At 36.4% G+C, this 26,593-nt stretch carries 33 protein-coding genes, 4 tRNA genes and 1 pseudogene; 25 read left to right on the top strand and 13 right to left on the bottom strand.

The window, feature by feature from the left end; genetic code table 11:
* Nucleotides 1-182 precede the first annotated feature (182 nt).
* The 3 genes from BQ3481_RS07165 to BQ3481_RS07155 all read left to right on the top strand — a co-directional run bounded on the left by BQ3481_RS07165 (nt 183) and on the right by BQ3481_RS07155 (nt 1,659).
* The gene (locus BQ3481_RS07165; RefSeq protein WP_157927660.1) at nt 183-386 is read left to right on the top strand and encodes a hypothetical protein; all 204 of its coding nucleotides are present in this window, start codon (nt 183-185) and stop codon (nt 384-386) included.
* 82 nt (nt 387-468) lie between these two features.
* Entirely contained in the window at nt 469-1,155 is a 687-nt protein-coding gene (locus BQ3481_RS07160; protein ID WP_157927659.1) for a hypothetical protein, read from the top strand.
* 138 nt (nt 1,156-1,293) lie between these two features.
* Nucleotides 1,294-1,659, top strand: coding sequence for a hypothetical protein (locus BQ3481_RS07155; protein WP_157927658.1), 366 nt, complete (start codon nt 1,294-1,296; stop codon nt 1,657-1,659).
* A gap of 63 nt (nt 1,660-1,722) precedes the next feature.
* On the opposite strand, the gene BQ3481_RS07150 is transcribed toward BQ3481_RS07155, so the two are convergent.
* Nucleotides 1,723-2,289, bottom strand: a complete 567-nt coding sequence (locus BQ3481_RS07150; protein WP_157927657.1) for a methane monooxygenase/ammonia monooxygenase subunit B — start codon at nt 2,287-2,289, stop codon at nt 1,723-1,725.
* Between the two features lie 255 nt (nt 2,290-2,544).
* On the opposite strand from BQ3481_RS07150, the gene BQ3481_RS07145 reads away from it, so the two are divergent.
* The 6 genes from BQ3481_RS07145 to BQ3481_RS07120 all read left to right on the top strand — a co-directional run bounded on the left by BQ3481_RS07145 (nt 2,545) and on the right by BQ3481_RS07120 (nt 7,472).
* A complete protein-coding gene (locus BQ3481_RS07145; RefSeq protein WP_101009423.1) occupies nt 2,545-3,108 on the top strand; it encodes a methane monooxygenase/ammonia monooxygenase subunit C in 564 nt (187 codons plus the stop codon).
* 104 nt (nt 3,109-3,212) lie between these two features.
* A complete protein-coding gene (locus BQ3481_RS07140) occupies nt 3,213-3,575 on the top strand; it encodes a hypothetical protein (RefSeq protein ID WP_157927656.1) in 363 nt (120 codons plus the stop codon).
* 131 nt (nt 3,576-3,706) lie between these two features.
* Complete coding sequence (locus BQ3481_RS07135; RefSeq protein ID WP_157927655.1) at nt 3,707-4,357, top strand: ammonia monooxygenase family protein; 651 nt, start codon at nt 3,707-3,709, stop codon at nt 4,355-4,357.
* A 139-nt stretch (nt 4,358-4,496) separates the two neighbouring features.
* The gene (locus BQ3481_RS07130) at nt 4,497-5,360 is read left to right on the top strand and encodes a DNA adenine methylase (RefSeq protein ID WP_157927654.1); all 864 of its coding nucleotides are present in this window, start codon (nt 4,497-4,499) and stop codon (nt 5,358-5,360) included.
* A gap of 85 nt (nt 5,361-5,445) precedes the next feature.
* On the top strand, nt 5,446-5,955 hold the full coding sequence (locus BQ3481_RS07125) for a hypothetical protein (protein ID WP_231911757.1): 510 nt from the start codon (nt 5,446-5,448) through the stop codon (nt 5,953-5,955).
* A gap of 185 nt (nt 5,956-6,140) precedes the next feature.
* Nucleotides 6,141-7,472: a PAS domain-containing sensor histidine kinase gene (locus BQ3481_RS07120; protein ID WP_157927652.1), complete on the top strand. Its 1,332-nt coding sequence runs from the start codon at nt 6,141-6,143 to the stop codon at nt 7,470-7,472.
* 19 nt (nt 7,473-7,491) lie between these two features.
* Here the strand turns inward: BQ3481_RS07120 and BQ3481_RS07115 are convergent.
* A tRNA-Thr gene (locus BQ3481_RS07115) sits at nt 7,492-7,565 on the bottom strand.
* Between the two features lie 99 nt (nt 7,566-7,664).
* Between BQ3481_RS07115 and BQ3481_RS07110 the strand changes: the two genes are divergently transcribed.
* Nucleotides 7,665-7,786 (top strand) — tRNA-Leu (locus BQ3481_RS07110).
* Between the two features lie 7 nt (nt 7,787-7,793).
* Here the strand turns inward: BQ3481_RS07110 and BQ3481_RS07105 are convergent.
* Nucleotides 7,794-8,180, bottom strand: coding sequence for a hypothetical protein (locus BQ3481_RS07105; RefSeq protein WP_157927651.1), 387 nt, complete (start codon nt 8,178-8,180; stop codon nt 7,794-7,796).
* Between the two features lie 416 nt (nt 8,181-8,596).
* Between BQ3481_RS07105 and BQ3481_RS07100 the strand changes: the two genes are divergently transcribed.
* Nucleotides 8,597-9,496 carry a B12-binding domain-containing protein gene (locus tag BQ3481_RS07100; RefSeq protein WP_157927650.1) on the top strand — a complete coding sequence of 300 codons (900 nt, stop codon included), beginning with the start codon at nt 8,597-8,599 and terminating at the stop codon, nt 9,494-9,496.
* Here the strand turns inward: BQ3481_RS07100 and BQ3481_RS07095 are convergent.
* From BQ3481_RS07095 to BQ3481_RS07085, 3 genes are all read right to left on the bottom strand, one after another.
* Nucleotides 9,490-9,840 (bottom strand): DUF6659 family protein, encoded by a 351-nt coding sequence (locus tag BQ3481_RS07095; protein ID WP_157927649.1) that lies wholly within the window; start codon nt 9,838-9,840, stop codon nt 9,490-9,492. The genes BQ3481_RS07100 and BQ3481_RS07095 overlap by 7 nt on opposite strands.
* 111 nt (nt 9,841-9,951) lie before the next feature.
* Nucleotides 9,952-10,039: transfer RNA gene (locus tag BQ3481_RS07090), tRNA-Ile, on the bottom strand.
* A 24-nt stretch (nt 10,040-10,063) separates the two neighbouring features.
* On the bottom strand, nt 10,064-10,624 hold the full coding sequence (locus BQ3481_RS07085) for a thioredoxin family protein (RefSeq protein ID WP_157927648.1): 561 nt from the start codon (nt 10,622-10,624) through the stop codon (nt 10,064-10,066).
* An 84-nt stretch (nt 10,625-10,708) separates the two neighbouring features.
* On the opposite strand from BQ3481_RS07085, the gene BQ3481_RS07080 reads away from it, so the two are divergent.
* Nucleotides 10,709-10,780 (top strand) — tRNA-Ala (locus BQ3481_RS07080).
* 85 nt (nt 10,781-10,865) lie between these two features.
* Here the strand turns inward: BQ3481_RS07080 and BQ3481_RS07075 are convergent.
* Nucleotides 10,866-11,882 carry a pentapeptide repeat-containing protein gene (locus BQ3481_RS07075; protein WP_157927647.1) on the bottom strand — a complete coding sequence of 339 codons (1,017 nt, stop codon included), beginning with the start codon at nt 11,880-11,882 and terminating at the stop codon, nt 10,866-10,868.
* 222 nt (nt 11,883-12,104) lie between these two features.
* Here BQ3481_RS07075 and BQ3481_RS07070 point away from each other — a divergent pair, with 222 nt between their 5' ends.
* Both BQ3481_RS07070 and BQ3481_RS07065 read left to right on the top strand, forming a co-directional pair.
* The gene (locus BQ3481_RS07070) at nt 12,105-12,536 is read left to right on the top strand and encodes a hypothetical protein (RefSeq protein WP_157927646.1); all 432 of its coding nucleotides are present in this window, start codon (nt 12,105-12,107) and stop codon (nt 12,534-12,536) included.
* Between the two features lie 123 nt (nt 12,537-12,659).
* A pseudogene (locus tag BQ3481_RS07065) lies at nt 12,660-12,785 on the top strand (YHS domain-containing protein); the annotation flags it as partial.
* Here the strand turns inward: BQ3481_RS07065 and BQ3481_RS07060 are convergent.
* Nucleotides 12,782-13,045: a hypothetical protein gene (locus BQ3481_RS07060; RefSeq protein ID WP_157927644.1), complete on the bottom strand. Its 264-nt coding sequence runs from the start codon at nt 13,043-13,045 to the stop codon at nt 12,782-12,784. The pseudogene BQ3481_RS07065 and the gene BQ3481_RS07060 sit on opposite strands and share 4 nt — an antisense overlap.
* A 293-nt stretch (nt 13,046-13,338) precedes the next feature.
* On the opposite strand from BQ3481_RS07060, the gene BQ3481_RS07055 reads away from it, so the two are divergent.
* On the top strand, nt 13,339-13,767 hold the full coding sequence (locus BQ3481_RS07055) for a winged helix-turn-helix transcriptional regulator (protein WP_157927643.1): 429 nt from the start codon (nt 13,339-13,341) through the stop codon (nt 13,765-13,767).
* A gap of 13 nt (nt 13,768-13,780) precedes the next feature.
* On the opposite strand, the gene BQ3481_RS07050 is transcribed toward BQ3481_RS07055, so the two are convergent.
* The gene (locus BQ3481_RS07050) at nt 13,781-14,245 is read right to left on the bottom strand and encodes a hypothetical protein (protein ID WP_157927642.1); all 465 of its coding nucleotides are present in this window, start codon (nt 14,243-14,245) and stop codon (nt 13,781-13,783) included.
* A gap of 243 nt (nt 14,246-14,488) precedes the next feature.
* Between BQ3481_RS07050 and BQ3481_RS07045 the strand changes: the two genes are divergently transcribed.
* Both BQ3481_RS07045 and BQ3481_RS07040 read left to right on the top strand, forming a co-directional pair.
* Complete coding sequence (locus tag BQ3481_RS07045) at nt 14,489-14,740, top strand: hypothetical protein (RefSeq protein ID WP_157927641.1); 252 nt, start codon at nt 14,489-14,491, stop codon at nt 14,738-14,740.
* A gap of 302 nt (nt 14,741-15,042) precedes the next feature.
* The gene (locus BQ3481_RS07040) at nt 15,043-17,322 is read left to right on the top strand and encodes an ATP-binding protein (protein ID WP_157927640.1); all 2,280 of its coding nucleotides are present in this window, start codon (nt 15,043-15,045) and stop codon (nt 17,320-17,322) included.
* Between the two features lie 280 nt (nt 17,323-17,602).
* Here BQ3481_RS07040 and BQ3481_RS07035 read toward each other — a convergent pair whose 3' ends face one another.
* Nucleotides 17,603-17,941, bottom strand: a complete 339-nt coding sequence (locus BQ3481_RS07035; protein ID WP_320410706.1) for a DUF488 domain-containing protein — start codon at nt 17,939-17,941, stop codon at nt 17,603-17,605.
* A gap of 239 nt (nt 17,942-18,180) precedes the next feature.
* On the opposite strand from BQ3481_RS07035, the gene BQ3481_RS07030 reads away from it, so the two are divergent.
* The gene (locus BQ3481_RS07030) at nt 18,181-18,351 is read left to right on the top strand and encodes a hypothetical protein (protein WP_157927639.1); all 171 of its coding nucleotides are present in this window, start codon (nt 18,181-18,183) and stop codon (nt 18,349-18,351) included.
* Here the strand turns inward: BQ3481_RS07030 and BQ3481_RS07025 are convergent.
* Nucleotides 18,348-18,716 (bottom strand): hypothetical protein, encoded by a 369-nt coding sequence (locus BQ3481_RS07025; RefSeq protein ID WP_231911756.1) that lies wholly within the window; start codon nt 18,714-18,716, stop codon nt 18,348-18,350. The genes BQ3481_RS07030 and BQ3481_RS07025 overlap by 4 nt on opposite strands.
* 406 nt (nt 18,717-19,122) lie before the next feature.
* Between BQ3481_RS07025 and BQ3481_RS07020 the strand changes: the two genes are divergently transcribed.
* The 3 genes from BQ3481_RS07020 to BQ3481_RS07010 all read left to right on the top strand — a co-directional run bounded on the left by BQ3481_RS07020 (nt 19,123) and on the right by BQ3481_RS07010 (nt 21,029).
* On the top strand, nt 19,123-20,145 hold the full coding sequence (locus BQ3481_RS07020) for an FxLYD domain-containing protein (protein ID WP_157927637.1): 1,023 nt from the start codon (nt 19,123-19,125) through the stop codon (nt 20,143-20,145).
* A 24-nt stretch (nt 20,146-20,169) separates the two neighbouring features.
* Entirely contained in the window at nt 20,170-20,637 is a 468-nt protein-coding gene (locus tag BQ3481_RS07015) for a phosphopantetheine adenylyltransferase (protein WP_157927636.1), read from the top strand.
* A gap of 80 nt (nt 20,638-20,717) precedes the next feature.
* Nucleotides 20,718-21,029, top strand: coding sequence for a hypothetical protein (locus BQ3481_RS07010; protein ID WP_157928505.1), 312 nt, complete (start codon nt 20,718-20,720; stop codon nt 21,027-21,029).
* Nucleotides 21,030-21,031: 2 nt separating this feature from the next.
* On the opposite strand, the gene BQ3481_RS07005 is transcribed toward BQ3481_RS07010, so the two are convergent.
* Nucleotides 21,032-21,313 carry a hypothetical protein gene (locus BQ3481_RS07005; protein WP_157927635.1) on the bottom strand — a complete coding sequence of 94 codons (282 nt, stop codon included), beginning with the start codon at nt 21,311-21,313 and terminating at the stop codon, nt 21,032-21,034.
* 5 nt (nt 21,314-21,318) lie between these two features.
* Nucleotides 21,319-22,434, bottom strand: coding sequence for a tryptophan--tRNA ligase (locus BQ3481_RS07000; RefSeq protein ID WP_157927634.1), 1,116 nt, complete (start codon nt 22,432-22,434; stop codon nt 21,319-21,321).
* Between the two features lie 131 nt (nt 22,435-22,565).
* Between BQ3481_RS07000 and BQ3481_RS06995 the strand changes: the two genes are divergently transcribed.
* The 4 genes from BQ3481_RS06995 (at nt 22,566) to pheT (ending at nt 26,500) form a co-directional block, all read left to right on the top strand.
* Nucleotides 22,566-22,844 carry a hypothetical protein gene (locus tag BQ3481_RS06995; RefSeq protein ID WP_157927633.1) on the top strand — a complete coding sequence of 93 codons (279 nt, stop codon included), beginning with the start codon at nt 22,566-22,568 and terminating at the stop codon, nt 22,842-22,844.
* Entirely contained in the window at nt 22,841-23,329 is a 489-nt protein-coding gene (locus BQ3481_RS06990) for a hypothetical protein (protein ID WP_157927632.1), read from the top strand. Before BQ3481_RS06995 ends, BQ3481_RS06990 begins: the two co-directional genes overlap by 4 nt.
* Before the next feature lie 70 nt (nt 23,330-23,399).
* Complete coding sequence (gene pheS, locus BQ3481_RS06985; protein ID WP_157927631.1) at nt 23,400-24,872, top strand: phenylalanine--tRNA ligase subunit alpha; 1,473 nt, start codon at nt 23,400-23,402, stop codon at nt 24,870-24,872.
* Nucleotides 24,863-26,500 carry a phenylalanine--tRNA ligase subunit beta gene (pheT, locus tag BQ3481_RS06980; RefSeq protein ID WP_157927630.1) on the top strand — a complete coding sequence of 546 codons (1,638 nt, stop codon included), beginning with the start codon at nt 24,863-24,865 and terminating at the stop codon, nt 26,498-26,500. The genes pheS and pheT overlap by 10 nt, the downstream gene beginning before the upstream one ends.
* The last annotated feature ends 93 nt before the right edge of the window (nt 26,501-26,593 follow it).

Raw genomic sequence — 26,593 nt, 5'->3', positions numbered from 1 at the left:
ATTTTTTCCAATTGATGGTTTGTTGACTAGTGAAATTTGTATTCTTCAAAGATCACTCTGATCTACTTTCATTGATATTCTTTCAAGCACATTCATTCCAAAATCGCGAGTTGAAATGAGTTAGTCGACAAGGCACAAATTAAGAAACTGTAAATAATGTGTGAATTTACCAAACTTTGTTAATGACTGATAAATGGCTAGTCTTTGTTGCATTAGAATTTGTTAGCGCAGTTATAGGATTTGCTTTTTGGTATTTGGTTGATCATCATTTCATCTTTTTATTGGTGGGTGGATTTTTCTTTACACTTGGTACGTTTGGAGCCACACGTTGGGGATTTGACAAGTGGAAAAGCAAGAACAAACCAAGAAAACGCGAAAAGAAATGATAGTTTTATTTTCTTAATATTTCAGTTTTATCTAATGGTATCTTTATATCAATCACAAATAGCACACTACCTGTAGATATTCTTGTCATCACAAAAACCGAAATCCAATAAGAAGAAACGTCTTGTTATATTTGCAGTTATCACCATAATTGGAATATCATTTGCGTATTATAATGCCCAAATAAACTCTGGGTACCATAATGTTAAGATGTGGAACTTTGACTCGTATCAAAATGGGACTGTCCCTCAGGGGTTTGCTGAGTTATCAACAGATCAACAAACTTCTTGGATAATAAAATCTGAACCTAGTGCAATATCAAAACCAAATGTATTAGAAAAATTACCGATCAATGATACTAATGAATATCACCTACAATTAATTCCTGATTCGCCCTCTGTAGACGCGGAAAATGTTACAATGGAATTCAAAATTGTATCTGGTGAGAATGCCAAGTCTGCAGGCATGGTTCTTAGATTTATTGACTCTAAACACTATTTTGTATTAATGGCTGACTCTGCACAAAACAGGCTCTCTTTATGCAAAAATACACCTGATTTTCTAATATGTAATTATGATAAGCAAGTCACTATTGCTCCTGGTGAGTGGCATACGATGAAGGCATTGGTTTCTTCGCAAGGAATAGCTGCATTTCTTGATGGTCAGCTTCTGATACGGGCAAATGATCACAACTATCAGTCTGGAGAGGTTGGAATGTGGACCAAGAAAGACACCGGTGCATTTTTTGATGATTTTAGGATAGAGTATTAGCTTTACATTTACAGGTATTACATCTAATAATATGGTTCAAGGGATGATGTATCAAAAAATGATAAACAAGAGAAATCAATTGGATACAAAATAGAATAAAGTTGAAAACCTTGTCAAATTTGTAATAAAAAAAGTATCATGGTTCTACTGGATCGTTACTCTAGTAATTGGTTTAAAGAAACAAATCTAAACCCAGAAATTGTAACTGAACTCAGATTGTGTAGCATGACACAAAATGATCAAGATAACAAATTCATGAAAACTCAGATGATACTTGCTGTTGTGCCAATATTTGTGTCTCAACTGATTGCATTTTATAGGATACAAAAACTAGTCTACGGAATAATCATTGAAGTTATTATCTATTTTGTAGATTGGCTAATTCAGAGTAGCATTTCATGGCCATTTGGAATGGTGATATTTCTGCCAATATCTGTTCTAGTTCCTGTTTACTTTGTAAGAAAGTGGACTTTGGAATTTAATAAAACTAGACATCGCTTTTGATCTAGAAAGATAGTTTTGACTAATTGGAAGAACTAGAAAATGAAAAGAGAGGGGGTGATTGTTTTAAATCACTTGCCAAGGTCTTGTTGCGAAAGTAATCACGTATCCAACACCAATTACTATCGATTGATAGACTACGTTTGTGTATGGGATTGGTTTTACGATTGGATCACCTGTTACCACGACTGTTTGTCCTGGACCTAGACCTGGACCGATGCTTGCTATGTTAAGCTGCGTATGCATGTGATATACTCCTGGTTCGAGTGCCTTGATGGTTAGCTTGTATGGGATCACCGAGTTTGCTGGTATTATGATTACGTTACCAGGTGGATCTCTTGCTACAATTTCCCATCTGTTACCAGCGTTGGATGAGTCACCATATACGGTGTACCAGCCTCGCAAGTCTCTGTTTACAAGACTTACAAATTTGCCAGATACTGACAAAGTCTCTCCGGTATGAACAGATTGTTTTGACCATGTCTCGCCATCTATTCTTACGAAACGACTTTGTAACTGTGCCTGGACACCATGGGCCTCAGCATGTTGGAACATTTGTGCTAATGATGGTCCAACTGCTCCAAGTGCTACTATCACACCTATTGCAGCTACAATAAACTTCTTATCGACCATATCGCTTAACTAATCCAACTGAGAAACTACAACGATATATGTTTTGCCCTATCAGATCCGACTAGTGATTAACTAAGTGTTATACATTCATGTTAATCATGAGTTACATAATTTTTTATGCGGTATTATTATGTAATTACAAGTTTATTTTGACTATTATTATTATGATTTCAAGTTTAATAATGTGAAAATTCTATACAAAATTATAAAAATTATAACTCATCTTTTAAATAACCGTCAACCATTCAAACATCCATGGCACAAATGCCGGCACTGATTCCAAAAGAAGTTGAAATCCAGAGACTGAAGAAGATCTGGCTTATCATCATCGCATTGGGATCGATCGCTGCATCAGTAGAGGTCGACAACTTCGTAGACGGATCTTTACACCAGACATCAATCAGAGATAGTGCCTTTACACCAGCACACTGGTGGTTATACAGCCACTTCATTGCTCTTCCATTAGGATGGGGAATGGTAGCTGTCTATGACAGAAAGGTACCAATTCTGAGAGGTCCAAACAACTCAATGAACACCGGTCTCAAGATGACCATCCTTGGTTACTTGGCAACCATGTTCACAATAGGTGTCAATGAGATGTGGCACTTCTGGTATGTAGAGGAGATCTTCGCAGTTCCAAACCACTGGATGTTTAACATGGGTGTCGTCGTTGCTTTCATGGGCGCACTTGCCTATGTAGTAAGAGTATATGCACGACTTGTCGAACTTGGAGCAGAAACACCAGGTGAGAACCCATATGTTGCAGAAATGTACAAGATGGCCCTTGAAGGCAAATTGTACAGTAGATCAATCCCATAAACGCGCACAAGCGCTCTTTTCTTATTTTTCTCCGATCAACTTAACACAAGTTATACCTCATCTTGGGAAAAGACTTAAAAGCATACACCTGTCAATAAATCCAAATGACCTTACCAAAAGGATTCGGTACAGGTGGCGGAGCTTCCAGTTCCGACGTCAGTAAGATGATTGGCAGACGTGTCGAAGACATGGTTGGACTCATCACTGGTGCATTCGTTGCACTCTGGGCAGGAACATGGGGAGGAGTTGCCGTTGCATGCATATATTATCCATGGGCATATCCACCGCCAAGCGCACACTTTGCGTTAACTGTACTTACAATCATAGAAGCTATAGGGTACTTGTTTTGTGTCAAAGTAGTGACCGAGGGTACTTCTAAAGCGAAGACATACAACGGTCTCATCGCTGGTGTGATCGCAGCAATTGCTATCGCAACAATTGTGACTGACTCTGTCTTCTTCGGATAGGAAAATTCCTTTTCATCTTCTTTTCTTTTATTATTTTTCAATAGAGCTATCTATTTTCAACTTGGGGGTTATTCTCTGCTGATCTCGTATCTCATAAAATTTTATATACATCACTTCCTGCATACAATTCAATGGTCTGGCTAAGACGATGTACTCACTACTTATTCATAGTAGTGGTAGCAGTCAACTCAACCTTGTTGACAATCAACGCAGGAGACTACATATTCTACACTGATTGGGCATGGACATCTTATGTGATATTTACACTATCACAATCATTGATGCTCGCAGTCGGTGCAGCATATTACCTTACGTTCACTGGCGTGCCAGGAACCGCAACATACTATGCACTCATTATGACAGTGTATACATGGATTGCAAAAGGTGCGTGGTTTTCCTTAGGATATCCATACAGCTTCATCGTTGTGCCAATGTGGATTCCATCAGCAATATTGATGGATTTGGCATATTGGGCAACAAAGAGAAACAAACACTCTTTGATCCTAATCGGTGGTGTACTTTGTGGCATGTCCATGTCGTTGTTCAACATGATCAATCTAATCACAATAGATGATCCTCTTGAGATGGCTTTCAAATACCCGAGAACCACATTGCCTCCATACATGACACCAATAGAACCCCAAGTAGGAAAGTTCTATGATAGTCCCGTTGCGTTGGGTGCAGGAGCTGGTGCAGTTTTGACAGTAACAATGACTGCATTAGGAACTAAACTCACAACATGGACTTACAGGTGGATGGCAGCTTGGTCCAAATGGGATTAAACTCCCCTTCTCCTTTTACTTTTATTATTGGATTGGCTATCAAGCTATCTTGAACTTTATTTTAGATTAAAAAAAGTTACACAACGTGTGATCTTTTCTAACCTCATGTCACAAAATAAGATTTTGAAACTAATCTCTGTTGAAACAAGAATATCAACTAATTTCAGATCCGAAACCATTTGTCAAGTGGGCAGGAGGCAAGAGGCAGCTTTTACCTGTCATTACAAGTCATATTCCTAGCAAATTTGAGAGATATTTTGAACCATTTCTAGGTGGTGGCGCAGTCTTTTTCTCACTTGTATCTAAAGAAAAGAAAGCAAAGTGGTTCATCTCTGACCTCAACTCTGATCTGGCGTTGTCATATGTTACAATCAGGGATAAAGTAAAGGAACTTGTTTTGTCATTAGAAAATCATGCTGCAAACTATTCTAAAAATCAAAGCTCATATTATTACAAGGTGCGAGAAGCCAATCCAAAAAATGAAATTGATAAAGTTTCACGATTGATATTTCTTAACAAGACATGCTTTAACGGATTGTACCGAGTGAACAGCAAAGGAAAGTTTAATGTTCCTGTTGGAAGATACGTAAACCCAAATATTGTGAACAAGGAAAACCTCTTTGAAGTTAGTAGGGTATTGCAATCAAAAGACATCTCAATCAAATGTCAAGATTTTGAAGATGCACTAAAAGGAGTAGGACATGAAGATTTTGTTTATCTTGATCCTCCGTACCAACCGGTCAGTACTACTGCCAGCTTTACAAGCTACACTAATAGTGACTTTGATTTCAGTGACCAAGAGAGGCTTTATGCCAAGTTCAAGGCACTTGATAGAAAAGGCGTTAAGGTATTGCTGTCAAATTCCAGATCTGACGAAATAATTGAACTCTTTGACGAATTCTCAGATGGAATAATAGAGATAAACGCAAATAGATTCATCAATTCTGTGTCACAAAAGAGAACCGGGCACACTGAATTGTTGATTAAAAACTACAAGTCATAAGACATAGAATTTCAATAAGATAAAATCGAAGATACTTTTAGTACCGATTATCTTGAATTCGGGAAAGAAAGGACAAATCTTACAAATGGCCAAAAACGTGAGCGTTGAACTCTTGGAGGAAACAAGGTCATTGCATGACATCCTGGAAACCTGCAAGGATGTCTGTAAAATGATTGGGATATCTGATGAAAACATATGGCTAGATCTTGAGATTAATGGCTATCTGGTAAGATACAAAACAAGAGATGAATTATCTAAAAACCTTCCACCATACAGAAAGACTACTTGGCAATTTTATGATCTCTATGGGAATTCAATCAATCTATCCCCTGAACTGATGGGCATATTTGGCAAGTCTATCGTATATCATTCTGTAAAAGAGTTAGAAAGTCAAGATCAGATAATTGTTGAAAGCAAATTCCTAGATGGATTCAACAGGTTCATCGCAGAGCATGGTATGGATCAAGTATCAAAAAGCTTGAGAATTAATGAAGCAAGAATACCAAAGGATGAAATCAAACACATTCTTGAAGGAATAAAGAAGAAAATCCAAGAGTTACTTGATATGATAATTTCCTTGCTGGAAATAGAGTGAAAAACCTAGTTCTTGATTTGTATTGAAAAACCTATTATCGGATGAAAAGTTAATCTGCTAGTTTCACAATATATTCTCATCAAAAATAGTACATTCATAATCAATTGTGGTTCGTTTCTTTTAGTTCATAGTATGATCTGTTCAAAGAAATCATCTTGTAGAATTACTGGAGGAAATTTTAGAACATGACCAGTTTTGGTTCCATTGGGGGATTGATGATAGGCATTCTTGGGCTTGCAATTACAGCCTATGGATTGGATGTGCACGGGCCTCACTCAAGTCAGGCATTCTCACTTGGAGTTGTAGGCATAGCAGCTGGGGGTATCATTGTGTGGATGAGTAACAAAAAACAACACAACCATATTCTAACACCCAAATACGAAACAGAGTCACAAAAAATAGGCTCTGATGCAGATCCGATAAAATACAGAAATCTCTATGAGGGTTCACCTGTTTTACAAAGGACCGTAAATACAGCTGGAATAATATTAGAATGCAACCAGGCATACGTCAAAAACTTTGGATACTCAAAATATGACATTCTTGGCAAGTCGCTTTTTGATCATACTGCGGAAAAAAGCATGGAAGACATGCAAAAAACCTTTGAAACTTGGAAAACATCAGGCAGGGTAGAAAATATTGAGATATGGTTCAAAAGAAAAGACGGATCGATTTTCCCTGGGTTGATTAGTGCTAATAATATCCATGACGACAAGGGCAAACTAATAGGAAGTAACACTGTAATAAGAGACATATCTGAAATCTATCAAGCTCACAGAGTTTTGGGAGAGCATGAGAGACAAAAGATCCAACTTGAGGAACTGAAAAAAATTGATACAACAAAGGAAGAATTCTATATGATGGTTGCAAAAGAATGTCAGATTCCTATAGTCCCTATCAGAAAATATTCTAAAATTCTACGTGATGTTCCCATTTCAAGTCTTGACGAAAAACAGTCTGAGGCAGTAAATGAAATCTATGACAATGCAGCAAGGCTCGACCAACTGATGCATGACATCATTGACGTACAAAAACTCAATGGTAATACGATGGAATTCAAGAAGGAAAAGTTTGCCGTTGATGATTTCATGAATGAGGTAGTAAAATCATGCATGTCAATGATGGGAGACAAGAATATAGAGTTTGTAAATTCTACCAGTATAAAGAACTCCATAACAAGCGACAAAACCAGATTAAGTGAAATTTTTTACAATTTGATACAAAATGCTGTTGATTTTGTGCCTACAACTGGGGGAAGAATTGAGATTAAAGCCAAAGAAGAGGGAGATTTTATTCTGTTTTATGTAAAAGATAACGGGTCTGGAATATTGGAAAAAAGAAAAGACCAGGTCTTTAAAAAATTCTATCAAGTAGATATTTCATTTAAGCGAAAATATGGGGGAAGTGGATTTGGATTGGTAATATGTAAAGGGATTGTTGAAAATCTGGGTGGAAAGATTTGGTTTGAAAGCAAAGAAGGGGAAGGCACTGTATTTTATTTCTCTATTCCTAAATAACATATCTTGAAAAACATTAAGCTTCGAACGGGATTCGATCCCGCGACCTTTACCTTACCAAGGTAACGCTCTACCAGGCTGAGCTATCGAAGCATGACAAGCTCGCTCTGCTGAATCCTTATTAATCTTACTTGGGTCCCGGAAATTTTTTTCATAAAACGTTTAATTTCTCCAACATATCGCTAATAAAACGCAGGAGTCGCCGAGCCTGGCCAAAGAAGGTTTAATGGCCTTTGGACGCGCGGGACTTAAGATCATACAAATGGGTGATCCCGTCTCTTAGGGGTTCGTGGGTTCAAATCCCACCTCCTGCACCTTTTTTTATCTTTGGTGCTTTATTCCTCTGGCATTTAGAATTTCATAAATTTCTGGAAGAGAAAATACAAATCCAACATGAACACAATTTTTCTCTTCACATAACAAACAATAAAGTTCATTATTTTGAACAGCTATCTCTGCTATTCTATTCTTGATGTTGTCTTTTACGACAACTCTGTCATCATCAACAGATATTTTTTCAAGTTTTGGGGCATATCTTGCAAAGGTGTCATCTTTTTGCATACGATCTTCCATCATGTATGTGATATATCCCGCAAAACTGTTGACACCCTTCATTGCAAGTTCGTGTTTGCTTTTCTTGTAAGTATCATGGAATCTATTGTATACTTCCTCTGAAATTGTTATTGATTTGAAACCGGCTTTTGGCATATTACTTACCTATACCGTACTTTAAAGTACAAATATTTAACACTTTTGGATGTAAACATACGACCAAATGTTAACTTCATATCGACTTGTCAAACGAATCCAAAAATCAACACAAGATGTTTCAAAACAATACACGTGATGTATTGAAAACTTGAGAAGATTTTTTGATTTATTAAAATTCTGAACTGTGTGATCTCAAAAATATTGATCAATCTTTTAAGTATTTAGTATCAATTCTGCGTTTTTCTTATTTACTTTTTTGACTATTGTATTGATAGTGCGCTAGTAGTATATCACATACCACGCTCACATAACTTGGACCAACCAGACCATACCAAAGTACCGGTCAGCAAGGACCTCATCCCGGTCCTTGCTGATTTTATTAATGCTATATACCAGAAAACTGCACAAGGTTTGTGGCACGAGAATATGGTGTAGATAAAATACGTGAAAAACTGATTGATGTTCTTCGTCCTTCAAAGACTGGATTGACAGGAATTGAAATTTCAGAAAAACTGCGAATAAATCGTATAACCATGTCAAAATACCTCAAGATCTTTGCTGGAGAGGGCCTGATAAGACAAAAAAACATGGGTAGCGTCAATTTATGGTTCATTGAGGAGGGTGCAGATAAACTCAGTTTTCCAGCGGACTTTTTTCAAGTTCAAAACAAGTATCTGGAATATGTCATGATGGGGTCCACCAGAGAAGCTCATACTTTACTTCGAACGGCGCTTTATTCTGGAGCTACTCCTGCAAAAATAATAAGTGAGGTGATAATCCCCGCAATCGAGGCAGTTGAAAGTTCCTATAATGATGGAAAAATGGGAAGATCTGAAAAAAACTCACTCGATGAGATAATCTCAACTTCTATATCATTAATTGGTCTTTTAGACGAAGAAATGGACCCAAAAAAGAATGTCGTTATTTTGGCCACTGATTATCATAATGCACTTCTTGCACAGGCTGCCTCTGCCGCACTTCGTACTGAGAAATGGAGAGTCTCTTTACTTGGTGACATGTCTTCTGCAATAGATGTAATGTTTGATATCGACTTGCAAAGATTTCTCAATAAAATATGGCCTAAACATGAAGGAATGATGATTATCATAATATTTTCCTCAAAAGAAGGAGAAATTAAATTCTTTTCAAAGGCAGTTGATACTAGCACAGAAAAATTTGGAAAGAATCTTCGTCTTGCATTGTGTACGACAATTGTGAAAAAGACCAAGACTGGTGTAGACTTTGTGTCTGGTGATGTGGAAACCTTGTTACGGTGGTGTCAAACTGTGTTTGAAAGTTATCAAAATCAATGATGAATTATTTCCAAGATCTTAAAGGGAAGTTTAGAAAAGTCAACATCCTTTTCAACTGAAATCAAAAGGATATTGCCATCTACTGGAAAACTCATGATGATCAACATATCTCTGTATGACATGGCAAATCTTACTGGACCTAAAACCTTGTCAAATTCCTTTCGCATCTTTGCTCTCAAAACTAGCTCCATGTATAACATTTCATCATCTCGAAAATCCTCCAAAGATTTGAGTCCTGGTTTCATTCCTCCGGCAACAAGTCTGCCATTTTCATTAATTAGGCCCGCAAATCTTATTCGTGAGTCTAAATCTAGGACTTGTCTGCATAATTCATCTTTATCCATCTAACTTTTCTTTCATATCTACAAGATATATTGTTAGCTTAAATCTTGACAACAAAAGTGTAACAAGTTCTTCCTATTTATCGAAATCTGTCATGGTATTGTTGAAAACAATGGGCCGAATGGGATTTGAACCCACGACCTTTCGATATCTGAATAATTTTATCAGTCGAACGCTCCAGCCAAGCTGAGCTATCGGCCCGAATTTTTTTTTACCGACTGTCATTTAAGTCTGCTGGCTTTTCCACTTGATGGAACAGCCCATGGATGGGTCAAAATCTTTCTCTATCTTCTTTTCGAAAAGAACTTTTTCTATGTTTGATATCATTGTCTTCTCTGTAGGTTTGTCCTCAGGTTTCATTGCGTTGTCAATTCTTCCGTGAAAAACTAATTTTCCTTTGCTGTCAAAAAGAAATGGATCTGGAGTGCATACAGCACCATATTTTTTTGCAATTTCCTGAGTCTCATCAACCAAATATGTGAATTTCAAACCTTTCTCTTTTGCAAATATTTTCATACTGTCAAAACTATCATCTGGATATTTTGTTGCATCATTGCTGTTTATCCCAATCATTGCGATTTTTCCCTTGAATTTTTCATAGATTTCATTCATGGCCTCTACTTTGGCCTGAACATATGGACAGTGATTACACATGAAAATTATCAATTTTGCTTTATAGTCTTTGTATTCTGAAAGAGAATGTTTCTTATCATCAATTCCCAATAAATTAAAGTCTGGAGCTTTGTCTCCTGCTTTTAGGACAACCTCTGACTTGAGTAATACCATGAGTGTATCAAAGAATAATATCCATAAAATCTTTACCACCTAAAGGCAACAATTAAAATCTATGCGGTTTCCAATTTCAATAATGGGCTGGTAGTTCAGCGGTAGAATACTCGCCTTGCACGCGAGGGGTCAGGGGTTCAAATCCCCTCCAGTCCATCCCTGATCAAAATTCAACGGGTTCAAACTTGTGAGAGTTCGAGTCTTACAGGATTCATACCCATGAAAGTCTGTCAAAATCGCATTAGTGAATACAAACTGGATTACCAATGCAGTGCATATCTGCTCCAGATAAATCAGCACCAGTAAGGTCTGCATTGGTCAAGTTTGCACCTTTAAGATCTGCACCACCCAAATCCGCATGATTCAAGTTTGCACCATTCAGAGTTGCATTCTCGAAAATTGCAAACCCAAGACCAGTGTTTTGTAAATTGGCACCCGAGAGATTTGCTCCAGTAAATACGGCATTGTTAAGGTCTGCACTTTTAAGATTGGCATTAGTCAGGTTAACATTTATCATAATAGCGTTTGAAAGATCGGAATCTTGAAAGTTTGCACCCGAGAGATTTGCACCAGTAAAATCAACATCTTTGATTTCTGATAGATTGAAATTGGCTCCAGTCAATGTGGCATTTCTAAAGGTGGCACCAGTGAGTGCAGCACTGTAAAAATTACCTCCAGAGAGATTTGCACCAGTTAAGTCTGCTGCAAGCAAATTGATGTATGTAGCACTTGCATTGATCATGTTGGCACCCTTTAGTATGGCTTCTGGAAAATCAGCATTTGTGATATCTGAATTTTGGAGATTTGCACCTGCAAGATTAGCACGAAATAGATATGCTTTGTGAAGATCTGCATGATTGAAATTAGTTCCAACAAGATTTGCACCAGTCAAGTCTGAGTTGTGTAAATCGACATTAGAAAAATCACAATTAGACCAGTTGACCTTTGGAAATGTTCTATCTTGACAGTTAGATGGGGGGTTGGCTGGTGGTATTGGTTTTTGGTTAACAAGTTCGGCTTTTTCACTAGTTGCTTCTAAATTTATTACTCCAATTTTAACAAGGTATTGAATTCCTTTTGTATACTCTGAATCGCTAATTAGTCCCTCAATCCACCATTTTGTCCTAATCTTAACCCATGAAGGTATATGTTCTGATTTACTAGAAACGGCAAATGCAGAAAGGCTTGAAGTTGAAAATACGCAAAATACGGAAATTATTCCCATTGTGAATAAAATAGATTTTGTTATATTTCCCACAAAACAAATTCTGATTTCTAAAATAAAAACTGTCTCATGATATCATGAATGAGTTCAGACCTGTGAGAATCTGAACTCTTTTAATCATTTCAAAATTGCAATACCGGAGGGTGGGTTTGGTCAAATTTGTCTAATACTCCTTCATTTTGTATCCTTTAATTGTCCTATGTCATGAAAATCAGAGATAGAACTTATAGAATGGCTAAATGGAATCACAACTAAATGAAGAGCCACGAAACTAAGGCTATTTGCTGTCTTGGGATTTTTGGAGTAACCTTGTGTACTATTCTCATGACTATAAGCATGGGAGGATCATTTGCAGCGGCGTTTTCAAAAGATTCTAACATGAAAGAAGCAAACTCGATGTCTTCTATGAAGATGAATGATCAAAAATATTCCAATATCATTTTGTCATTTTTTGGAAGCCAATGGGGAGATGCATTACTTGTAGTTTCATCAGCATCAATGCTTCTGGGAATTTGGTTTAACGGAAAAATAAAGTTGTTCCAACTTGCAGTTTTAGGCATATTCGTTATGTTCATTGGAATGTATTCATATTATTCTATAGTCTTGCAGGTGATAGGAGCTTCCATCATGGGCTTGGCACATTTATCCAACTATAATTATAAAGTTTCAAAATTGTTAAGAATCTAGTAAATTAAGAAATTATTGCCTAATTGAGATATTTGAGAAAATATGTTCACAAATGTAAAATATCATTCTTAAATTCAAGTTCTAGCAATAAGTAAATAGTGACATAATTGGCAAGACCCTGTTTGTGGAATGGAAGTAGATGAAAATGAATCAAGTGTAAAATCCAAGATTGGCGGAAAAGAGATCTATTTTTGTTGTCCGCATTGCAAATCAAGATTTGATAAAGACCCCTCAAAGTTCAAGATCTAATTTTGCTGTGTTTCTTTTTGTTTTGTAGGGTGATCCAATCCACAATTGCAAGCTGATTGGTTTTTATTTTTTGAGAATCTAGGAACTAGCCACATCGATCCTCCTACAATTCCACACATGATTAGGCATGGAAGAAAAGCAAGAAGTACTGGAGCAACAACAACTAAAGCAGGATTATGCAGAGTAAATGCAAAATATGTCGAACCAATGGATGTAAGAAATGATACTACTAATATCGTAATTTTCTTACTCTTGCTCATTTTAGAGTTACATAACATCATTGTTTTCTCCTTCCAGTTACTACAAATATATCCATGTTTGTAGATCTCATTTTTCCTATCCTGATCTCTGTGACATGATTCTGGATAGAATTAACATATATCCTGCACAGTGCATGCTACATATCTTTAATGCAATATGCTTTGTCTGACCCTGTTCTGTGCTGACTGTAGTGTCTCCATGACCACCGTAATTACGGTTAAAGGATACTTATTATCCGATCTTTACAATTGTAAAGATCAGCTTTCAAATAGGCTTTGCATGTATGTTAATCATGCCTCTAAAGATAGATGAGATTGATCTTGCACTACTAGAGTCTCTTGTAAAGGATGGACGAAAGTCGTTTCGACAAATCTCAAGAGAGATAAAGGTTAGCACTCCTACTGTACAACTACATTACGAGAGACTTGTAAATATTGGATTAATCAAAGGAGTCTCAGTAGATCTAGATTTTGGAAAAATGGAGATACAAACAAGCGCAAAACTAGATCAAATAAAATACAAGACACTCAAGGTACATAAGATAAAGTTAGACAAGGGAATGCTTGTAAAGATCACCTGTGATTATTGCAATGGACCAACCCACAGCAAGCCTAGCATACTGAAAGTGGGTGACCAAGAAAGGTTTTTCTGTTGTTCATCATGCAAGGCACTGTACAAGGAAAAATATCGTGGTAGAATAGAATCACTTTCCAACAAATAGAATCTTCTATACTCTATTGATTCGATGTTATGTTCATGATTATAGATTCTTCATCTTTTAAAATGTGATTTCTATAATCTGATATTGGCTCACCATATACAGCTACACTGATTATTTTTCCTTTCAAATCAAGTCCCCAAATGTCTAGAAATTCACCAAGCGTGTAATTTCTAACTATTGTTGATTCTACATGGATCATGCCATCAGCTGTATGTGTATGTAATGGAGCCATTCCCTTCATGCCATACTGGTCAAGTGTGTGATCTTTCCACAGATCTGGTTCTATTCCTACATTTTGAGGCACAAAATATGGCTTGCCATCTACATTTAGATACAAACGTGGATGAATGTGTAACAAAATCGGTTTATCATTTGACATCATGCTGTCTGTAGTAGGTTTCATTTCCGTAGCAACTATAACTCCCATAAGAGCAGTAATGATTATACCAACTATGACGAATGTTTTTTTCTTTTCCAATGCTTTCTGTCTAGAACCTGCGATATTAAACAATAATATCTTACAATTGTAAAGGAAATTTTGTACCGATCAACGTTCAGTATTCTTCAATACCTATGTACCATGATCAAAATTCAACGGGTTTATACTTGTGAGAGTCTAAATCTTACAGGATTTAATCAAGATCATAACAAATGGTTAACGTTAATTCGAAACACAAGAAGTTTTAGTCAGCCGTAAATATTACGATGTTCTATACAATGCATGGTTAGTCTGAGTACAGCAAAACTAGCTGGAGTCGCTATGACGCTAGGTATAGTTGCCATTGCAGGCACTAACTTGGCATTTGCACAACAACCATCGTGTGGAGAACAAGCTTACGTATACAACGTAGGATGCCTTCCACTAGATACTGCACATATGGTCGGCGCCATATTGGTGGCAAGCATAGTTGCGTTTGCCATAGCATGGGGAGTGGCAGGGCGTCATTATCATATAATTCACAACTTCACCTAACATATCTTACACCTGAACGGAGTCAATATCTAATGTAAATTGTGATTCATCAACATGTCCAGACCTTTGAAAATCAGTCAATTAGTGTTTCTATAACTATGCCAACGTTGGATGTGCTAATTCCTCTTGTCATTATGGGGGTGATAAAATGGAAAACTGACAAGAACGGTACATGCAGTTGTTTAAGTATAGATCTTTAATGAGTTCAAATTTGTGAGTCTAATCTCTAATTGTGTGACTTGTGTGTTTTTTATAGACAACCTAGACGATATACTCTTTTTGTGTTGGTTATTACATGAGATATGATTAGTGGACGCAATAGAAGTCTTGACTATAACAAGAAAAAATCATTAGGATCAAAAATTAACAAAATTAAAGATTTCAAAAATAATTTGTACAAAAATCCATGTGAAAAAACATCAAAAAGTAAAACTGAAATGGGTCACAATACCCTGATTAATCATTCACTGACAGGATTTGAATTAATGATAACAAAGATCTTGGCAATAATAGTTTTTGGAATGGGAATAGTGGTCACAGTAGGATGGATCTTTGACATAACAACTCTGGAAGAAGTGTTACCTCATGCAGTAAATATGAAATTTAGCACTTCGGTCTCTTTCATTTTTAGCGGAATTATTCTTTATTTTATCGCCAATATGCAAAAAGGAAAGTTAGGTGCAAGTGAAATCGCCATCGCTGCATCTGGCATGGTGATTTTTCTGTTTATGGGCACATTACTTGTATCCAACATATCTGGTGTATATACAGGAATCGAGAATCTATTTGTAAAAGAGATACATGATGAAAACACTACCGTTCTAGGAAGGCCATCCATACCTACAATGGTAGACTTTGTAATGATAGTAACAGCTGGAATATTTTCTCTGTCAAATTATACGAAATCAAAAAAACCCTTATTTTGGATTGGTCTATCTATATTGTCTTCTGGAGGTCTTGGTCTTATCGGATATGCAACAAATTTACCATTTCTCTACTATCACATACCTGGATGGAGCACTGGAATGGCAATTCACACAAGTATATTGTTCATTCTATCAGGAATAGGATTAATGATTTTGAAATCTCATTATACTACAGAAAATAAAACTATTAGATCTATTCGATTAAGAACAAGATTGACAGCATTATTTCTCATATCCTCTGTAATTCCAACCATTTTCATTGGTACGCTGAGCTACCATCTATCTACAAGTTCGGAATCTATCACCATCTTGGGTGGTGGAATACTAATACTTGTATCAGTATCTGTAGTCGGCGTGATAATTTTTTCATTGATTACATCAAAGTTCTTCTCAGAACCGATTGTTAGGCTTAAAAAAGCAACGGAGCTAATATCTGAAGAACACTTTGAAACAAGTGTGGAAGAAGATTCTACTGATGAATTTGGAGAACTTGGCCGGTCATTTAACACCATGGTTAAAAACATTCAGACAGCACGAAAAAAACTTGTAGAGGTCGAGAAATTGGAATTATCAGAAAAACGAATAAAGGATCAATACCAAGAACTCAAAAAAACCCATGAAATTCTTTCTGCAACAGAGAAAAAGTATAGGGGTCTTTACGAGTATGCACCTGATATGCTTCGTTCCATTTCTGAAGATGGCATCATACTGGATTGTAATGAAAATTACCTACGAAGTCTAGGTTGCACAAAAGATGAGGTCATTGGAAAATCCGTTTTTGAGCATACCTCCAAAAAAAGCCTTAGGGAATTATCAAAGGGAATGGAAGAATGGAAAAAGACTGGTAAAATAACAAATCAGACAATATGGCTAAAAAGAAAAGATGGTTCGGAATTTCCTACCCTCATTAGCGGAACAAGTCTTTATGATGATACTGGAAAGATTGTGGGAAGAACCGTTTCTCTAAGAGACATGACAGAGATTTATAGCACAAAAGCAGCCCTTGAGGAAGAAAAAGCAAAAAGACTGATGACAGTAGGGGAATTATCGTCCAAGCTTACACATGATATCCGAAATCCGTTAGGTGTAATTCTAAATGCTGCTGAATTATTAAGAATACGCAAACAAAACATGGATGCAAAAGAATTATCGCTGATTAATATGATAAATGAATCAGCTTCACGAATATCATATCAAATTCAAGATGTATTGAATTTTGTCAGATCTACTGATATTAAAAAAGAGTCTTGTTCAATATTACAAATTCTGAACTCTTGTATTGGTAAAATCAAGTTACCTGACAATATCAAGTTAGTCTTGCCTAAAGACGACCTGACAGTAGATTGTGACAGGATAAAATTGGAAATTGTTTTTGAAAATATAATTAATAATGCAATTCAGGCAATTGATACCACTCAAGGTGAGATTACTGTGGCAATTAGAAACGAATCAAACAATGATGTGATAGAAATTTCAGATTCTGGAAATGGTATATCACCTGAAGTATTACCACAGATCTTCGAACCTCTGTTTACAACAAAAAGATCAGGAACTGGTCTTGGATTGCCCACCTGTAAAAACCTAGTGGAACAACATGGATGGACAATTGAAGCAAAATTGCCGTCAACATTTATGATAAAAATACCGCGTAGATGAGAAAAATTGGCGAGGAACTGAATTTAACCAAAATCACCTAATTTTCTTACAATCCAGAACGAGGAATGTTAAACTGTCGATGTACCAGAACATCGTCATCAACTATGTATATCATCATAAGTACCGGGAGATGTATATTTTGAATTAATTTCATTCTGATTTCTCTTCACTGCTTACAGTTATTTTCATAAATTCATGTATTGCAAGTTTGTATTTAAAAACAACTAACCATGTTCACTATGGATGTTTGACAAAGTGTTTTTGTTTGTTATTATGATTGTCATAAAATGTGTAAGACTTCACCTAAGACAATAGCATTATTGTGTTGTTCGTCTTTTGCAGAAAAAACTAGTGTGATAGTTTTATGTTCTTTTTGAAGATCTCTAATTTTGTCTAATGACAATTTGTTTTCCTTTAATTCTTCTTTGTATTTTTTCTTGAATGATTTCCATTTTTTTACATCATGGGAAAACCACTCTCTCAAGTGGTCAGTTGGTGCTATCTCTCTAAGCCACAAATCAACATGGGCGTTGGCTTTTGAAACCCCTCGTGGCCATAGTCTATCAATTAATATCCTAAAACCATCATCCGAAGAATATTTTTCATAAACTCTTTTTATTTTGATCGTAACACTACTCTGTAGTATTATTAAATAATGTTTTATTGATCTCCTAGTATGGACGAGAAATCATTCATTCGTGTTTTAAGGGAAAAATGAACCAACTATACGATTCATTCAAGAAACTGATGGCGCAAAATCAAGAAAACATTTTGATTTCAACTGATAGATTTCCTCTGATTATCTACAGAATACTAAATTAGAATTCTTTATACTATGGAAAAAAGAAGCAACCATTGATGCCATTTGATATAGACCAAACCATGCTTGTCTATCTTGGCATGATTACTGCTGGGATCTTTATCTTTCCATTCTGGTCTGATACTATCCCCTATCTTTACCAAATAATAGGCACTGGACTTGTTGCAGCAGGCGGGTTCTTAGTTTATTATAAATCCAGAAAACGCTAGTGCATATTTTGGAACTTTGACTGGGATCTTAATCTCTCTGTCAATTTGCTAAATATTTCGTTATGGCTTACGTCTGTAAAATTCACAGCTCCTCCTTCACGAATAATCTGTTTTTCAAACTTTTCTTTTATGGCAAATGTGATGGACGAATAATGGATTCTACCTTTGAGTTTCTCTTGTACTATGGTATCTGTATCAGGAAATGTCGCAAAATGAAATGACACTCCATTTGCCCAGAAAATGGTGGGTATGCCGCCTCCTGCAGACCTTGCACTGGCAATTATCTGAGTTATCCAGTCCTCAAATTTTAATTCTAGTACTTCATGAATCACAAGTTGATTCCATGGCTCGATTAGTATCTCCAAGTCTTGATCACAAATCATGCTCGAGTTTTATTTAAATGGCCATGATCCACTCATGATCGCTGTACTTGATCCGACGCTTTTTTCCGCTCTGATCGACCCGACGGAGACTTCCCAGAACCTCTGAAAGATGGATTTAAATACTATGCAAGTTTTTTGGTGATTAGGTAATTTAGATATGCAAGATTGGAGTCAAGCGGGCGTATACATACCATTGATGGTAGGATTGATACCTGGATTCATTTACTGGTGTGTAATTACCGCAAAGAAACACAAGTAAATTAACTAAATCTTTTATCTTCTTTTTATAATTTTTATCTCCTAACGCAAGTTTAGTAGAACCTTCTAAACTATGTTGTATAGATTATGATATGCTGTATATGATTAATCCCTCTTTGGAACTATTGACATGAAAACCTTGTTGCTTTCAAGTTTTTTGATTATGGTATTGTTTACAACCAATCTTGCTTGGGCTGATCTTCCACCTTCAACAAGTCTTGGTGTTGTAGTACTCCAAACAGAATATTCTGACAAGGCAAGTGATGGTACTACTGTGGTGTTCGGGGAGGTCCAAAATAACCTTAATTCTCCTGTCAACGCAGTTACACTTGGAGTTACATTCATGGATAGTAACTCTAATCAGATAGAATACAAAACCGGGACAACTCTTTTACAGGTAATACAGCCTGGAGCAAAAGCTCCTTTCATGATATCATCTACAAAAGCGGATCCCTCTATCACTCAAATCCAAGTAAAAATTGCAGGGTTCCAATCGTCGTCTGCAAAACAACAGCTCTTGCAAATTTCTCCTGGCTCTCTTCAAGTTTCTGACAAGTTGCTCATTTCTGGCAATATAACAAATAATGGAGCACAGCAATCTACTAATACAAAACTCTACTTGATATCATATGATGCCTTTCAACGAATAGTTGCTATAGGAATATCTAATCCTATTTCTATTGACCCTGGAAAAGATTCTCAATTTAGCATAACTTCAAATTCAAACACTAGGGCGCAATCCTATATGATAATTGCAGAATCTGATAATTACCAATCAAACCTGATCCATGTAAAGGGTGTTCAGGCGACGCTACCTGTAATTGTAAGTAATACTAAGATAACTGATCCTAATGGTACTTCGTACTCTACAATTCCAGTAAACGCATCTGTAAATATAACAAGTGATACAAAATATCTTCTCAATTCTACCCAGTCGTTTATCTATTATGTCCAAGTCAAACAATTCAATGGACAAGTAGAATTCATAGGAAAATACAAGGGAGTATTTCTTGGCCCGGGGAATCACAATGTATCAGTAAACTGGAGACCAAATACAGCAGGATCCTATTTTGTTGAGACATATGTGTGGAATTATGACTCTGTTCCTCTTTCCTCTGCAGTACCATCAATTAATGTAGTACTTGTTAAATGACAAATATCATAAATGCAAGATGGTATGACTAGATTCAAACTTGTGGCTTTAGGCGGTACATTTGATATTATTCATAGGGGGCATATAGAACTCTTGAGAAATGGATTTTCAATCTCATCCAAAGTTATCATAGGTCTAACCAGTGACGAACTTGCAAGAAAAAAAGGAAAAATCCCTATCAATGATTATCCTAGACGATACAAAACACTAGAAGACGTGATAAAAAAAAATTTTCCAAATTCCAAGTATGTGATAAGCAAACTTGATAATGATTTTGGTCCGGCAGTATTGGAACAAGAGGTGGAAGCATTGATAGTAAGTGAAGAAACTTCCTCAAAAGGCAAAGATTTGAACAAGTTACGGACAGAAAGAAATTCCCCCCCAGTTGTCGTGATCGTCGTTCCGATGGCTCTTGCCAAGGATGGTACACGTATCTCTACAACACGAATCAAAAACTCTGAGATTGATGCTGACGGAAATATACTTAGTTGACAAACAACTTTTCAATCTTTGAGTAGGTTCCATAAAACTCTAAAATGTCTAGTAAGACATTGAAAGAATTAACAGACAGAATGTTTAGCAAAATGTCTTCTGATATCACAGGTCTAAAGGACGGCCTTGATCCTGAAAATATAGCTCTCTGGTACAATAAAATAATTGGAGAAGCAAAAGAGATGGCTCCACCGTGGCTTGTAGACAAAATTGGTGTGAAACAAGATCCAATCCTTTATCTGAAATTCAACCTCAACATATCAAAACGAGCCGTTCGCTATCTCATGATGGCAATATCTGATAACCTTGATGACATGCCCTATACAACTAGGCTATACTTTCTCAAGGTGCAGGAATTAGTCACTCAGGAAATGGACAAGTCTCTTGTCTAAAATTACTCTTTTGTTATTTCAACAACATCTTCACGAATTTTGGTCTCTGTGATTTTGTTTACATCATCAACTACAGACTGGATAAAATCTGCAAAAAACTCTGCCTGAATCTTGTCTTTGAACAGTACACTGTGGGCAGATTTGTCTTTTAGAGATATGACTATCTCATTTTCAATTATCTCTAAAATGCCGCTGATAAAAATTTCATTATCATCTTTTATGTATATTAGACTAGCAAGTTTCTGCGCTTCGTAATTGTCTGCACATGTAATGTCTACTTTCATATTGGTTAATCAAACATGAACTTGTCTACTTGATCTTTTGCTTTTTCTCTTTGCTTCTTGAACTCTGATAGGAAAGGCTTTGTAGCATCTTTTAGATTGCTCTTGCATTCTCCACATAGCAGCTGTCCGCTCTTACACTTTCTTGCCCTCTCATCAGATTCCTTTTCAGTATCAAAGAAATATCTTAGATACCAAAATACTGGACATATGCTATAGTTTGCACCAAGTTTTCGTTGAAGCTCAACAGTGGGCTGGCCACCTGTAAACGTACTTGAAATCTTTTTGTCTATTATACCATCATCGTCTGTAGTAAATATGGCAGTCTCGGGAATTGAGGAAGACATTTTTCCTTGCATGCCAAGTCCAGGCAAAAACTTGGAATGAATCTGGGCAGGTTTTGGATATCCTAATTTTTCAGCAATATCTCTTGTTACTCTCCAATAGGGATCCTGGTCTATTGCTGCAGGTATGAGTACAGGAGTGGGACGCCCTTCTATTATTGACGGTAAAAAACACGGTGCTGCCTGTATCGGCGGAAACCCAATCATGCCTATGTTTGTAGAATTTTCGAATCCAAAAACTGCCTTGACAGTAGAATAGGTAACTCTTTTTGCTATCTCAAGTGATATGGGATAAATCCGTTTGATGTCTTTTGTATCAATTAGGATCTTTGTCTTTTTTGGATCAAATCCAATGGCAATTATATCCAGGATGTTTTCTTGTGTAAACTTTGATACATCATCCATAGATTTTCCATCACTGTACAGAAATTTTTCATCGTCAGTTAACTGAAATATCAAATTGACATCAAATTTTTCCTGAAGATATTTTGTAAAAATCCATGGAAGAAGGTGCCCCATGTGAATTTTTCCGGATGGGCCTCTTCCGGTGTAAAGATAAAACTTGTTTCCCTTCTCATATTCTGTCAAAACCTTGTCCAAATCCCTATGGCTAAAAAAATATCCTAACTTTAACATTGGATGCATCTCTCCAGTTATTTTTTCAATGCGTGCTTCTAATTCTGGGGAAATTTTTTCTGTACCAAACTTTTGCATGAGTTTATCATAGTCAATATCTCCTTCCACGCTCCAAGGAGTTACTGTAAACTCTTCAGATGACATTCACGATTCAGTTAGGTTTAGGTTTAAAAAGTCTTTATGGTAAATCTGACAATTTTGTATTTCTTAGAAGAAAGTTACAGCAAGAATCTACGCCAGTTTTTTAAAGTTTGAAAGTTGAAGAATAACATATTTTGAAAACTCTACATCTTGCAATCATTGTAATGACAACAGCTCCTCTGTTTTCTACCGTTCTTCCTATAGAAGCACAATGTTATGGTTGTGGTCAAAACTCATCTGTACTAAAACAAGGATTACTTGAAAAACAACTTGGATTGACAGGTCCTCCAAGGAACTCATTGATACCACATGACAATGAGAATAATTCTTGGTTAACTGTAATAGGAATTGGTAGTATTGTTGGAGGAATAACAGTTGCAATTTCGGTATATGTAATAAGGGTTAGGAAATGAAAACTCCCCATCTTTTGATAATTACTGGAGCAGGAATTGGCGTAATTATTGTTATGACTCTAACATTTTTCTTTATGGTAACAAATGTGCCACAACCACATCCAATGGCGTACTTGAAAAATGATACAGGTGTAGTCACTTTGGGAAATCAAGTATATTATTTTGAGACACCAAATTATTCTCATGACGCTTACTTTAACTCACCACAAATTTCATTTCATGATGTAACCTTTACCTTATTTCCAACAGGGTTTAGAGGAGGATTGCCTATTCCATGTACTAGCAGTCCTGAGAACTTCCAATACTATTGGACTGATGCCAAGTTTTCAGATAATGCACATGAGTTGTTACACATACTCGTATCTTCTCCACCATGTCCTACAAACCATATTCCATTCATGTTCAGTAATCATACGAATCCACAAGCAGGTTTGATATTCTATGATGGAAAAATGAAATTACTAACAAGTGTAGAAAATAAATAAAAACCAATAATTTTTCTATTTTAAACCCCAAAAAGCATACTTTAAAAAGTCTTTTTGGCTTTTTGTGATAATGTCGCAAATTCTGCATCCAATCGAGCAAAAAATTCTCAAGACATTGTCTGAAAAGAAAAACCTGACGCCGGAGGATCTTGCTACTACTACACAACTTTCCCTAGACCAAATAAGACGCGGCATTGAATGGCTCAAATTCAAAAATCTAGTCAATGTATCTGAATCGGAGAAAACTGTTGTAACATTAGGAAAGAGAGGTAGTGAGGCACTAGAAAAGGGATTGCCAGAAAGACAACTTGTAAACTATCTAAAGTCATTAGATGGATATTCTTGTGAACTTGATGACGCAAAAAATTACCTAAAAAATGAATTTGGCCCTGCTATTGCAAATGCAAAGAAGAATGGTTGGATTGAAATTTACCAAAATAGGCTCATGTTAAAGGGATATCATGATTCCACAGCTGAAGAAAAAATTATCAAAATCATATCATCTAAAACTCCTGCAGGGGTATCTGCAGATGAATTAGAAGATAAGAGTGCGCTAGAATCTCTGAAAAAAAGACCCGAGTTTGTAGTTCTTGCTTCAAAAAAATCTGTCTTGGTTGGTCTTACCGAACAAGGACTGGAAACAACCAAAAACGTTCCTAATGAAATTGATCTTACAAGTATATCTGAGATTGTATCTGTGCCTGATTCAGAAGTAAAAGTTACAAGGGCTATTGATGTACAAGCCTCTGCTCCTCCTGTATTTGCTGCACGTAGTCATCCGTTAAGAGATGTCATAGACGAAGTGCGCGAGATATTTGTTGGGCTGGGATTTTCTGAAATAATTGGAAATAACATCCAGTCTAGCTTTTGGAACTTTGATGCTCTGTTTACCCCACAAGATCATCCTGCAAGAGAAATGCAAGATACATTTTACCTACATGATACCATTGCAGGTACAGTAGCAAAACCAGATCAAATAAGGAAAATCTCACAAGAACACAAGAAGGGCTGGAATTATCAATGGCAAAACCAGGAAGCAAAAAGGCTTGTGCTGCGAACGCATACTACATGTATAACAATTCGTGCCCTTGCAGACCACCAATATGATGAGGCAAGACTCTTCTCAATAGGTAAAGTATTTCGAAATGAAAAACTAAGCTACAAACATCTAGCCGAATTTCATCAGGTTGAAGGAGTTGTAACGGGCAAAAATGTAACACTGAGAGACCTGATGGGATTGCAGACAGAATTTTATCACAAAATGGGAATAAAGAAGATAAAATTTTGGCCTACGTTCTTTCCATATACGGAACCATCACTACAATCAATGATATACAATGAGAATCTTGGAAAATGGGTAGAGTTGTTTGGAATGGGTATGTTCAGACCAGAGGTAACAAAACCACTGGGAATTAAAAATCCCGTACTTGCTTGGGGTGGAGGGATAGAACGAATTGCAATGCTCAAGTTTGGTCTTGATGATGTACGCGATTTGTATGAAAACAAGTTTAGTTGGCTAAGGAGTGTACCAAAATGCCCGTAGTCACGTTATACTTTGACAGAATAAGCAAGATTCTGGGAAAGAAAATTCCAAAAACAAAGATTGTGGATACTTTACCATTTATTGGATTAGATGTTGAAGAAGAAACAAGCAATCACATCAATGTAGAATACAGTCCAAACAGGCCTGACTATTCCACTGATTACGGAATAATCACAGGTCTCCAAGGACTACTTGAAATAAAACTCGGAATGCCTAGGTTGAAAATCAAGAGTGGAAAAAATGCAATAAAGGCAGATGCATCTGTTTCAAAGGTGCGGCCCTATGTTACAGCGATTGAGGCAAGAAATGGTGTTCTAAATGATGAAACAATAAGGCAAATAATTACAATGCAGGAAGATCTTCATAATGGACTAGGGAGAAGAAGAAAGAAAACATCAATTGGAATTCACGATCTTGACAAAATAAAATTTCCATTATATTACAAAACGGTAGCAAAAAACCATAATTTCATTTCTCTTGAATCTGATGTATCAATGACAATTAAAGAAATGCTTGAAAAAACAGATGCAGGAAAAAAATATGAACACATCTTGGAAGGAAAAGATAAAGTTCCTATGCTAATTGATTCTGTGGGAAATACAGTCTCTTTTCCACCAATAATTAACTCAAGACTCACGGAAATTAACAACAAGACTAGGAATTTACTTGTAGAGGTTACTGCAACCGATAAAAATGCGGCAGAGGGAGTGCTTGCAGTTCTTGCAAATGCTTTACAGGTAGCTGGCTTTCAACTTTTTTCTGTAAGAATAACTGGAGCAAACAATTTCACACCATCATTAAAACCACGAGATCTGATACTTGAACCAGAACTAGTAAACAAAACGCTCGGAATTGACATATCTAGTTCTCTTATGATAAAGTCCCTAAAAAAGAGTCGACTGGATGCAAGAATGAAAGGGAAAAAAATCATTTGTACAATTCCACGATATAGGACAGATATTTTTGGAGTGATGGATCTGGTTGAAGAGGTAGCACTTGGGTATGGAATTCAAAATCTAGTACCTACGATGCCTGAATCTGTCTCTGCAGGAGAAAGAAATGATATCACAAAGTCACTTGAAATTATTCGTTCACTCATGGTTGGTCTTGGATATACTGAAGTAATGAACTTTGAGCTTACTGGCAAAGAAATTTTGTATGAAAAAACCAATCGAGATTCGTCTAAAAAAATATCTGTCGCAGATTCAAAAAGCCAAGAACACATGATTCTTCGTGATGTACTTCTTCCTGGTATGATGGAAGTCTTGTCAAGAAATATCCATGAATCATATCCTCAAAAGATCTTTGAGATAGGAACAGTATTCGAAAAAGGTTCTTCAATCAGAGAAGTGGTTCATCTTGCTTGCCTTGATGCACACAAGGATGCAAACTTTACAGAAATAAAATCTGTTCTTCAATCCCTTCTAAAAATTGGTTTTAATCTAACCTGTGAAACAATTGCACAAAAAGAACACATGTTTGTTGATGGACGAACTGGTAATATTGTAATATCTGGCAAGAAACTTGGAACTATAGGAGAAGTTGATCCTAAAATTGCTGACAATTTCAAGCTGAGAACTTCTATATCTGGATTTGAAATGAAGCTCACTGGATTAATATTTGACTAGAAAATAATCATATCGCCCCAAATGCACGCAGACGGACTGGGATGATGAAATATGATTTTTGGTCCACCCAGCCGTGCTACAGGGCACCCCGGT

This window comes from Candidatus Nitrosotalea okcheonensis (genome assembly GCF_900177045.1).
Taxonomy (GTDB): Archaea; Thermoproteota; Nitrososphaeria; order Nitrososphaerales; family Nitrosopumilaceae; genus Nitrosotalea; species Nitrosotalea okcheonensis.
Note: the sequence above shows the minus strand (reverse complement) of the source record. Positions and strands in the feature narration are given on the sequence as shown.

Coding starts and splice junctions, on each gene's coding strand:
- BQ3481_RS07030 (WP_157927639.1), top strand. CDS start 18,181: ATGCCATTTGATATAGACCAAACCATGCTTGTCTATCTTGGCATGATT.
- BQ3481_RS07150 (WP_157927657.1), bottom strand. CDS start 2,289: ATGGTCGATAAGAAGTTTATTGTAGCTGCAATAGGTGTGATAGTAGCA.
- BQ3481_RS07095 (WP_157927649.1), bottom strand. CDS start 9,840: ATGGATAAAGATGAATTATGCAGACAAGTCCTAGATTTAGACTCACGA.
- BQ3481_RS07070 (WP_157927646.1), top strand. CDS start 12,105: ATGAAGAGCCACGAAACTAAGGCTATTTGCTGTCTTGGGATTTTTGGA.
- BQ3481_RS07010 (WP_157928505.1), top strand. CDS start 20,718: ATGTTTAGCAAAATGTCTTCTGATATCACAGGTCTAAAGGACGGCCTT.
- BQ3481_RS07105 (WP_157927651.1), bottom strand. CDS start 8,180: ATGCCAAAAGCCGGTTTCAAATCAATAACAATTTCAGAGGAAGTATAC.
- BQ3481_RS07125 (WP_231911757.1), top strand. CDS start 5,446: ATGGCCAAAAACGTGAGCGTTGAACTCTTGGAGGAAACAAGGTCATTG.
- BQ3481_RS06990 (WP_157927632.1), top strand. CDS start 22,841: ATGAAAACTCCCCATCTTTTGATAATTACTGGAGCAGGAATTGGCGTA.
- BQ3481_RS07135 (WP_157927655.1), top strand. CDS start 3,707: ATGGTCTGGCTAAGACGATGTACTCACTACTTATTCATAGTAGTGGTA.
- BQ3481_RS07140 (WP_157927656.1), top strand. CDS start 3,213: ATGACCTTACCAAAAGGATTCGGTACAGGTGGCGGAGCTTCCAGTTCC.
- BQ3481_RS07005 (WP_157927635.1), bottom strand. CDS start 21,313: ATGAAAGTAGACATTACATGTGCAGACAATTACGAAGCGCAGAAACTT.
- BQ3481_RS07120 (WP_157927652.1), top strand. CDS start 6,141: ATGACCAGTTTTGGTTCCATTGGGGGATTGATGATAGGCATTCTTGGG.
- BQ3481_RS07020 (WP_157927637.1), top strand. CDS start 19,123: ATGAAAACCTTGTTGCTTTCAAGTTTTTTGATTATGGTATTGTTTACA.
- BQ3481_RS07145 (WP_101009423.1), top strand. CDS start 2,545: ATGGCACAAATGCCGGCACTGATTCCAAAAGAAGTTGAAATCCAGAGA.
- BQ3481_RS07155 (WP_157927658.1), top strand. CDS start 1,294: ATGGTTCTACTGGATCGTTACTCTAGTAATTGGTTTAAAGAAACAAAT.
- BQ3481_RS07055 (WP_157927643.1), top strand. CDS start 13,339: ATGCCTCTAAAGATAGATGAGATTGATCTTGCACTACTAGAGTCTCTT.
- BQ3481_RS07015 (WP_157927636.1), top strand. CDS start 20,170: ATGACTAGATTCAAACTTGTGGCTTTAGGCGGTACATTTGATATTATT.
- BQ3481_RS07040 (WP_157927640.1), top strand. CDS start 15,043: ATGATTAGTGGACGCAATAGAAGTCTTGACTATAACAAGAAAAAATCA.
- pheT (WP_157927630.1), top strand. CDS start 24,863: ATGCCCGTAGTCACGTTATACTTTGACAGAATAAGCAAGATTCTGGGA.
- BQ3481_RS07045 (WP_157927641.1), top strand. CDS start 14,489: ATGGTTAGTCTGAGTACAGCAAAACTAGCTGGAGTCGCTATGACGCTA.
- BQ3481_RS07165 (WP_157927660.1), top strand. CDS start 183: ATGACTGATAAATGGCTAGTCTTTGTTGCATTAGAATTTGTTAGCGCA.
- BQ3481_RS07000 (WP_157927634.1), bottom strand. CDS start 22,434: ATGTCATCTGAAGAGTTTACAGTAACTCCTTGGAGCGTGGAAGGAGAT.
- BQ3481_RS07060 (WP_157927644.1), bottom strand. CDS start 13,045: ATGAGCAAGAGTAAGAAAATTACGATATTAGTAGTATCATTTCTTACA.
- BQ3481_RS07085 (WP_157927648.1), bottom strand. CDS start 10,624: ATGGTATTACTCAAGTCAGAGGTTGTCCTAAAAGCAGGAGACAAAGCT.
- pheS (WP_157927631.1), top strand. CDS start 23,400: ATGTCGCAAATTCTGCATCCAATCGAGCAAAAAATTCTCAAGACATTG.